Below are 6,257 nucleotides of genomic sequence, written 5' to 3'. Positions count from 1 at the left end.
AAGGAATCCCAGACACAACCAACCCAACCACCCGGACGGGCAACCAGGCCAGCCATGCCACAGGGACAAAAAATTTGGCATTGACTAACAAGCACACTGTTGAGTTCTCAAACAACCGACACACACCGCCTCCGACCTCGTTCCCGAGGCCCTTGCGCGGGGCGCTTCCTTCGTTCTGAATCCTACCAGACCCGGCCGTTCGTCCCGGACCGGTGAAAACCGGATTTCCGTTCAGAAATGTACCTGATCCAGACACCCTCACCGCACTCACGGCGCAGCACTGTGCTCCGAGAAATCTGGTGGGAGTTTCGCCCGGGGGACCAGCCACTTCGCATCTGCTCCGAAGAGCTGTGCCGTGGTGTCTGTTCCTCCCTGCCGGGCGACCTCGAGAACATTACGGGGTCGCGGGCCAGGAGGTCAACTCGCTCCCTCGTGACCCGGCTCACCCCTCGCCGCCGCTCGCGCGCGCTCCCCCAGCACGCGTACGGCGTCGCGCAGCTCGGGCGGCCCGACGACGTCGAACGGCACGTCGAACATCGCGCACCGGGCCGCGAGCCCGCCCCAGGACCAGGAGCCCGTCGTCAGGCGGCACCGTCCCTCCCCTGCCGGCTCGACGATCGCGTCCGTGCCCGCCCAGCGCGCCACCGTCGCGGCGCCCGCGTGGAGCTCGACGGTGCCGCGTACCGGGTAGCTGGTGGTGGCGAACCGCTCCACGACGAACGTCGCGACGTCGGGCGCCGGCAGCCTGCGCGGCGTGAACCGTGCCCCGGTGCCCTCGCGCGGGACCATCCGGTCGACCCGGAACGTGCGCCAGTCCTCCCGGTCGAGGTCCCACGCGACGACGTACCACCGCCCGCCCCACGTCGCGAGGTGGTGCGGCTCCGCGCGCCGCGGGGCGCGGAACCCCGCGCCCTCCGGAGCACCCGGCGCGCGCAGCACCTCACCGGTGCCGCCGTCGTAGTCGAACCGGAGCACGCGTCGTTCGCTCGCCGCCGTCCCGACGGCGACGAGCACGTCGGGACGCACGGCGGGGAGCTCCTGCTCCCGGCGCCCCGGCACGGCGGTCACCTCCAGTGCGTCGATACGCGTCCGCAGCCGCGCGGGCATCACCTGCCGGATGGTCGCGAGGGCCCGGGCCGCGGCGTCCTCGACCCCGGGCAGGGCGCCCGTGCGCAGGGCGACCGCGACGGCGACGGCCTGCTCGTCGTCGAACAGGAGCGGCGGCACGTCCGCCCCGGCGTCGAGCCGGTACCCGCCGTCGGGGCCCTTGGTCGCGCGCACCGGGTAGCCCAGCGTGCGCAGCCGGTCGACGTCGCGCCGCACGGTGCGGGGGCTGACCTCCAGGCGCTCCGCGAGCGTGGCCCCCGGCCAGTCGCGGCGCGCCTGGAGCAGCGAGAGCAACCGCAGCAGTCGTCCTGAGGTCTCGAGCATGGCTCCAGCGTCGCACGAGGTAGAGGACCGGACCTGTCCGCTACCCGGAGCAGAGTCGTCCCCGACGCACGCACCGCACCCAGGAGGAGCACCGTGATCCGGACCAGAGCACTGACCAAGGACTTCGCCGTCGGGCGGGACGAGAGCCGCACCGTGCACGCCGTGCGGGGCATCGACCTCGACGTCGCGCCGGGCGAGCTCGTCGCCGTCCTCGGCCCCAACGGGGCCGGCAAGACGACCACCCTGCGCATGCTCACCACGCTGACCCGGCCGACGTCGGGCACCGCCACCGTCGCGGGCCACGACGTCGTCGCCGAGCCGGACGCCGTCCGCCACCGCATCGGGTACGTCGGGCAGGGCAACGGGGCCGGGCACGCGCAGCGGGCCGTCGACGAGCTCGCGAGCCAGGGCCGCATCCACGGCCTGGACCGCCGGTCCGCCCGGCGACGCGCCGACGAGCTGCTCGACTCCCTCGAGCTCACGGCGCACGGCACCCGCAAGGTGTCCGACCTCTCCGGCGGGCAGCGCCGTCGGCTCGACGTCGCGATGGGTCTCGTGCACGCGCCGTCGCTCCTCTTCCTCGACGAGCCGTCCACGGGTCTCGACCCGCACAACCGCGCGAACCTGTGGGAGCACGTCCTGCGCATGCGCGACGGCGCCCGCGCGACGACGGGCGAGCCCATGACGATCGTCCTCACGACGCACTACCTCGACGAGGCCGACACCATGGCCGAGCGGGTCGTCGTCGTCGACCACGGGCGCGTCATCGCCGACGACACGGCCGCGAACCTCAAGGCCGAGCTCGCCGGGGACCGCGTCCTGGTGACGCTCGCGCCGTCGGGCGGTCGCGCGCACGACGACGCCGCCCACCTCACCGCGCTGGCCCGCCGCGTCGAGGGCTTCCGCGAGGTGGCCCGCGCGCCCGAGGACGCGGGCGCCGTCGGGCCCGACACCGGGCCCGAAGCCCGGCCCGGCAGCGCACCCGCGCTCGAGGTCCGCGCCGAGCGGGGAGACGCGTACCTGCCCCGGCTGCTGCGCGCGGCGGACGCCGCCGGGATCGCCGTCGACACCGCGCAGGTGCGCCGGCCCACGCTCGACGACGTCTTCCTCGCCCTCACCGGGCGCAGCCTGCGCGAGGCGGGCGCCACCACGGGCGCCGACGCCCACCCGACCGAGAGGACCGCAGCATGAGCACCGTCACCACGACCCCGACCACCCCGCGCACGGCACCGAGCCGCGCGCACGCCCCGCGCCGCGGCCTCGCCGCCTTCGCCCGCGACACCGGCATCGTGCTCGTGCGCGAGCTGCGGCCCGTGCTGCACGACCCGTTCTCCGTGCTCTTCGGGCTCGTCCAGCCGATCGTCTTCCTCGCGCTGTTCGGACCGCTCCTCGTCGGGTCGCTCGGCGGCACGACGACCGGGCAGGAGGTCCTGGGCGGCAACGTCTGGCAGTGGTTCGTGCCGTCGATCCTCGTCATGACGACGCTGTTCGGGACGTCCACGACGGGCGCGAACCTCCTCGTCGAGCTGCAGACGGGGGCGCACGAGCGGATGCTCGTCGCGCCGCTGTCGCGCGCGTCGCTCCTCGTCGGGCGCGCGCTCAAGGAGATGGTCCCGATCGTCGCGCAGTCCGTCGTCGTGGTGCTCGTCATGCTGCCGTTCGGCTTCGAGCTGCACCCCGCCGGCGCCGTCGTGGGGCTCGTGCTGCTCGCCGTCTTCGGCGTGGGGATCGGCTCCCTCAGCTACGCGCTCGCGCTCGCCGTCCGCAAGCAGGACTGGATGTTCTGGGTCGTGCAGCAGACGCTCGTCTTCCCGCTCATGATCCTGTCCGGCATGCTGCTGCCGCTCGAGACCGGACCCCGCTGGATGCAGGTCGCGTCCGACGTCAACCCGCTGCGCTACGTGGTCGACGCCGAGCGGGCGCTCTTCGCGGGCGACCTCACGGCGTCCGCCGTCGCGTGGGGGTGGGTCGCCGCCGTCGTGACGGCCGCCGTCGGGCTCGCCGTCGGGATCCGGACCATGGTGCGGACGACCGACTGAGCACGGGCGCGCGTCAGGCCCGGGCCAGCTCCACGGCCCGGGCCACCGCGCTCCCCGGGCTCGTCAGCACCCGGACGGGCACGTCGGCGAGCAGCCGGGCAGCGGGCGCCATGCTCGCCTGCGCGAGCACGACCACGTCGGGCCTGCGGCGTACGACGGCGTCCCGCACCGCGTCGGCGACGGCCCGGTGGTACGCCGCGAGGTCGCCGGCCTCGAACGCCGCCCAGGCGTCGCCGCAGACGACCGGCTCCAGCTCGACCTGCGTCGCCGCGCGGCGGGCTGCGGCGGCGAGGAGCTCCGTCGTCGGGGCCAGCGTCGAGGCGAGCGCGACGACCACGGCGACCCGGCCGCCGTCGCGCACCGCCTCCGCCGCGAGCGGCGCGTCCACCCGCACCACGGGGACCGCGGACGACCCCCGACCGGCGCTCTCCGCGACCGGCCCCAGCGTCGAGCACGTGCACACGACCACCGACGCGCCCGCCGCGACGAGCGCCTCGACGTGGGCTCGCACCCGCGCGGCGACGGGCACGCCCCCGCGCGCGGCGTCGAGCAGGGGCACGTCCACGCGGTGCGTGTGGCCCTCCCCCGGCGCGACCTCGTCGACGAGCGCGCCGAACGTCGCGACGTGGACCTCCGCCGTGTGCAGGAACCCGATCACGCGTGCCTCCGGTCGTCGTGGTGCGGTCCCGGGGCGCCGGCACGAGATGCGAGAAGTGGCCCCTGCGGCGAGTCCTCCAGGGGCCACTTCTCCCGTCTCACGCCGGGAGCGGTCCCGGCCGGCGGGCTCAGGCGGTGTGCTCGCGGAACGCGTCGGTGAGCGTGGGGCCGTCGTCGGTGCCCAGGCGCCAGACGCTCCAGCCGTCGGCCGTGTGGGTGCCGGAGACCGCGACCGCGGCGAGGTCCGGGTGGCGGAACCTGGCGCCGTCGGACAGCTCGATGAAGCCGTCGGGCTGGAGCACCGCCTCGAAGCGCTGCCCGCGCCGGGGTCGCGACCAGACGAGCTGGCGCGGGGCGCCGAACGCGCGGGCGAGCGCGACGAGGTCCGGGTCGTCCTCGGGGCCGAGCGGCAGGTCGGCCGCGGGCGGGGACGGCACCGGCGCGACGTCGCGGCTCGGCGACGGGAGGTCGGGCCCCGTGCCGAGGTCGACGGGCGGGTGGTACGACAGCGGGTCGTACGGGCGCTCCTGCGCCGGGCTGCGCTGGTCGCCGTACTCGTGCGTGAGGTACGACTCCCGCGTCCGGATCGACTCCCGGGTGCGGATCGACTCGCGCGTGAGGATCGAGGTGCGCGGGGCCGGTGCCTCGTCGGCGCTCTCGACCGGGCGGCGGTCGGCCCAGGCCGTCGGCGCGGGCTCGGGCGCCGTGCGCGCGGTGAGCGGGTCGTCCAGGGGCACGAAGTCGAGCACGGGCGGCTCGGCGCGGCGCGGCTCGCCCGACGCGGTGAGGGGGGCGAGCTGGCCCGTCTCGTCGGCCGACGACGGCGCGACGCCGTAGGTGGTGCGGGGCTCCAGCTCAGCGGCCCGGCGGCGCTCCGCCCGGGACCTCGCGGCCTGACGCGTCACCACGGGAAACTTGCCGGTCAGGGCTCGGCCCACGGCGACGCCGTCCGCGAAGTCGGAACCGGGGGCGACGGCACGGCCCCGCGGGGGCTCGGGTGCCGCGGGTGGCGCGGGGTTGTCGCGCGTCATCGCGAGCGGGGACACGTCGACGAAGCGACGGCCGTCGGCCCCGTGGACCACGCCGAGGCGCAGCACCGCGACCGGCGAGCCGGGCTGGCGCAGGAAGTCGAGCGCGTCCTGGATGCCGGGCGCGGCGCTCGAGCAGATGACGATGAGGCGCGCGCCCGTGGCGCGCGCGGTCGCCTGCGAGCGCGTGAGGGGCACGTTGTCGTAGAACGCGGCGACGTCCTGCTGGAAGCGCGACGCGCCGCCCGTGTAGCGCGCGGCGAGCTCGGCGCGCGTGAGGCGACCGGCACGGCCCGCGTGGTTGAGCGCCGCGGTCAGGGCCTCCTCGGTGAGCTCGGCCGTGACCTCGATGACGACCGGGAGCCCCGCCGCGTCGAGCGCGAGGAGGTGCGGCTCGTCGTCGGACGTGCCCTGCGCGACCGGGAAGATCTGCTCGCCCAGCAGTCCCTCGAGGTTGCCGTCCACCACCCGCTGCGCGTCCGTCCCGAATGCTCCTGCCTGCTGGGGCGGCTGGACCAGTACGGGACGCTCGGCGTCCACCTCGAAGAGGGGCATCGGGGGTTCTCCTGCAGCAGCGGAAACGCGACCTGGGCGGGGGCGTATGCGCCATAGCCTACGGGGGCGGGTCAAGTCCCTCGAAGCGGGCGAACCGGTGCGCAAGGGCCGTCCGGCCCCGCCCTCCGGCCCGGGCGTCACCCGCCGGTCAGGCGTGGCCGGTGTCCTCCGACTCGGCCGCGAGCCGCTCCTCGACGCGCTCGACCTTGCCCGTGAGCTCGCCCGTGCGACCCGGGCGGATGTCGGCCTTGAGGACCAGCGACACGCGGTGACCGCCCGCGCCGACGGCCTCGGTCGCACGCTGGATCACGGGCATGACGACGTCCCAGTCACCCTCGATCTCGGTGAACATCGACGTGGTGCGGTTCGGCAGGCCCGACTCGCGGACGATGCGGACGGCCTCGGCGACGGAGTCCGCGACGGACTCGCCGGCACCGAGCGGGGCGACGGAGAAGGCGAAGACGGCCATGGGTCCATCGTGGCACGGCGCCGCGCCACGGGCCGGGGCACCGGGACTCCCCGAGGGGACCGTGCTCCGACGTAGGCT

Annotated in this window: 6 protein-coding genes; 2 read left to right on the top strand and 4 right to left on the bottom strand. The window is 75.3% G+C overall.

All coding sequences use genetic code 11. The annotated features are described in order from the left end of the window. Nucleotides 1-417: 417 nt before the first annotated feature. Complete coding sequence (locus tag MT994_RS18145) at nucleotides 418-1,431, bottom strand: WYL domain-containing protein (RefSeq protein ID WP_354807375.1); 1,014 nt, start codon at nucleotides 1,429-1,431, stop codon at nucleotides 418-420. Nucleotides 1,432-1,524: 93 nt separating this feature from the next. Between MT994_RS18145 and MT994_RS18140 the strand changes: the two genes are divergently transcribed. Together MT994_RS18140 and MT994_RS18135 are read left to right on the top strand one after the other, a co-directional pair. Next, the gene (locus tag MT994_RS18140; RefSeq protein WP_354807374.1) at nucleotides 1,525-2,622 is read left to right on the top strand and encodes an ATP-binding cassette domain-containing protein; all 1,098 of its coding nucleotides are present in this window, start codon (nucleotides 1,525-1,527) and stop codon (nucleotides 2,620-2,622) included. Then, nucleotides 2,619-3,470: an ABC transporter permease gene (locus MT994_RS18135; protein ID WP_340697269.1), complete on the top strand. Its 852-nt coding sequence runs from the start codon at nucleotides 2,619-2,621 to the stop codon at nucleotides 3,468-3,470. The genes MT994_RS18140 and MT994_RS18135 overlap by 4 nt, the downstream gene beginning before the upstream one ends. Nucleotides 3,471-3,483: 13 nt before the next feature. On the opposite strand, the gene MT994_RS18130 is transcribed toward MT994_RS18135, so the two are convergent. From MT994_RS18130 to MT994_RS18120, 3 genes are all read right to left on the bottom strand, one after another. Continuing rightward, entirely contained in the window at nucleotides 3,484-4,128 is a 645-nt protein-coding gene (locus MT994_RS18130) for an aspartate/glutamate racemase family protein (RefSeq protein WP_354807373.1), read from the bottom strand. A gap of 127 nt (nucleotides 4,129-4,255) precedes the next feature. Then, nucleotides 4,256-5,710: a hypothetical protein gene (locus tag MT994_RS18125; RefSeq protein WP_354807372.1), complete on the bottom strand. Its 1,455-nt coding sequence runs from the start codon at nucleotides 5,708-5,710 to the stop codon at nucleotides 4,256-4,258. A gap of 148 nt (nucleotides 5,711-5,858) precedes the next feature. Then, complete coding sequence (locus MT994_RS18120) at nucleotides 5,859-6,179, bottom strand: MTH1187 family thiamine-binding protein (protein ID WP_021483491.1); 321 nt, start codon at nucleotides 6,177-6,179, stop codon at nucleotides 5,859-5,861. Nucleotides 6,180-6,257 lie beyond the last annotated feature (78 nt).

Source organism: Cellulosimicrobium sp. MI9406 (assembly GCF_040595865.1).
Lineage (GTDB): Bacteria > Actinomycetota > Actinomycetes > Actinomycetales > Cellulomonadaceae > Cellulosimicrobium > Cellulosimicrobium funkei.
Note: the sequence above shows the minus strand (reverse complement) of the source record. Positions and strands in the feature narration are given on the sequence as shown.

What these genes read in the sequence shown, in the direction of transcription:
- MT994_RS18135 (WP_340697269.1), top strand. Translation starts at nt 2,619, where the DNA reads ATGAGCACCGTCACCACGACCCCGACCACCCCGCGCACGGCACCGAGC.
- MT994_RS18120 (WP_021483491.1), bottom strand. Translation starts at nt 6,179, where the DNA reads ATGGCCGTCTTCGCCTTCTCCGTCGCCCCGCTCGGTGCCGGCGAGTCC.
- MT994_RS18125 (WP_354807372.1), bottom strand. Translation starts at nt 5,710, where the DNA reads ATGCCCCTCTTCGAGGTGGACGCCGAGCGTCCCGTACTGGTCCAGCCG.
- MT994_RS18145 (WP_354807375.1), bottom strand. Translation starts at nt 1,431, where the DNA reads ATGCTCGAGACCTCAGGACGACTGCTGCGGTTGCTCTCGCTGCTCCAG.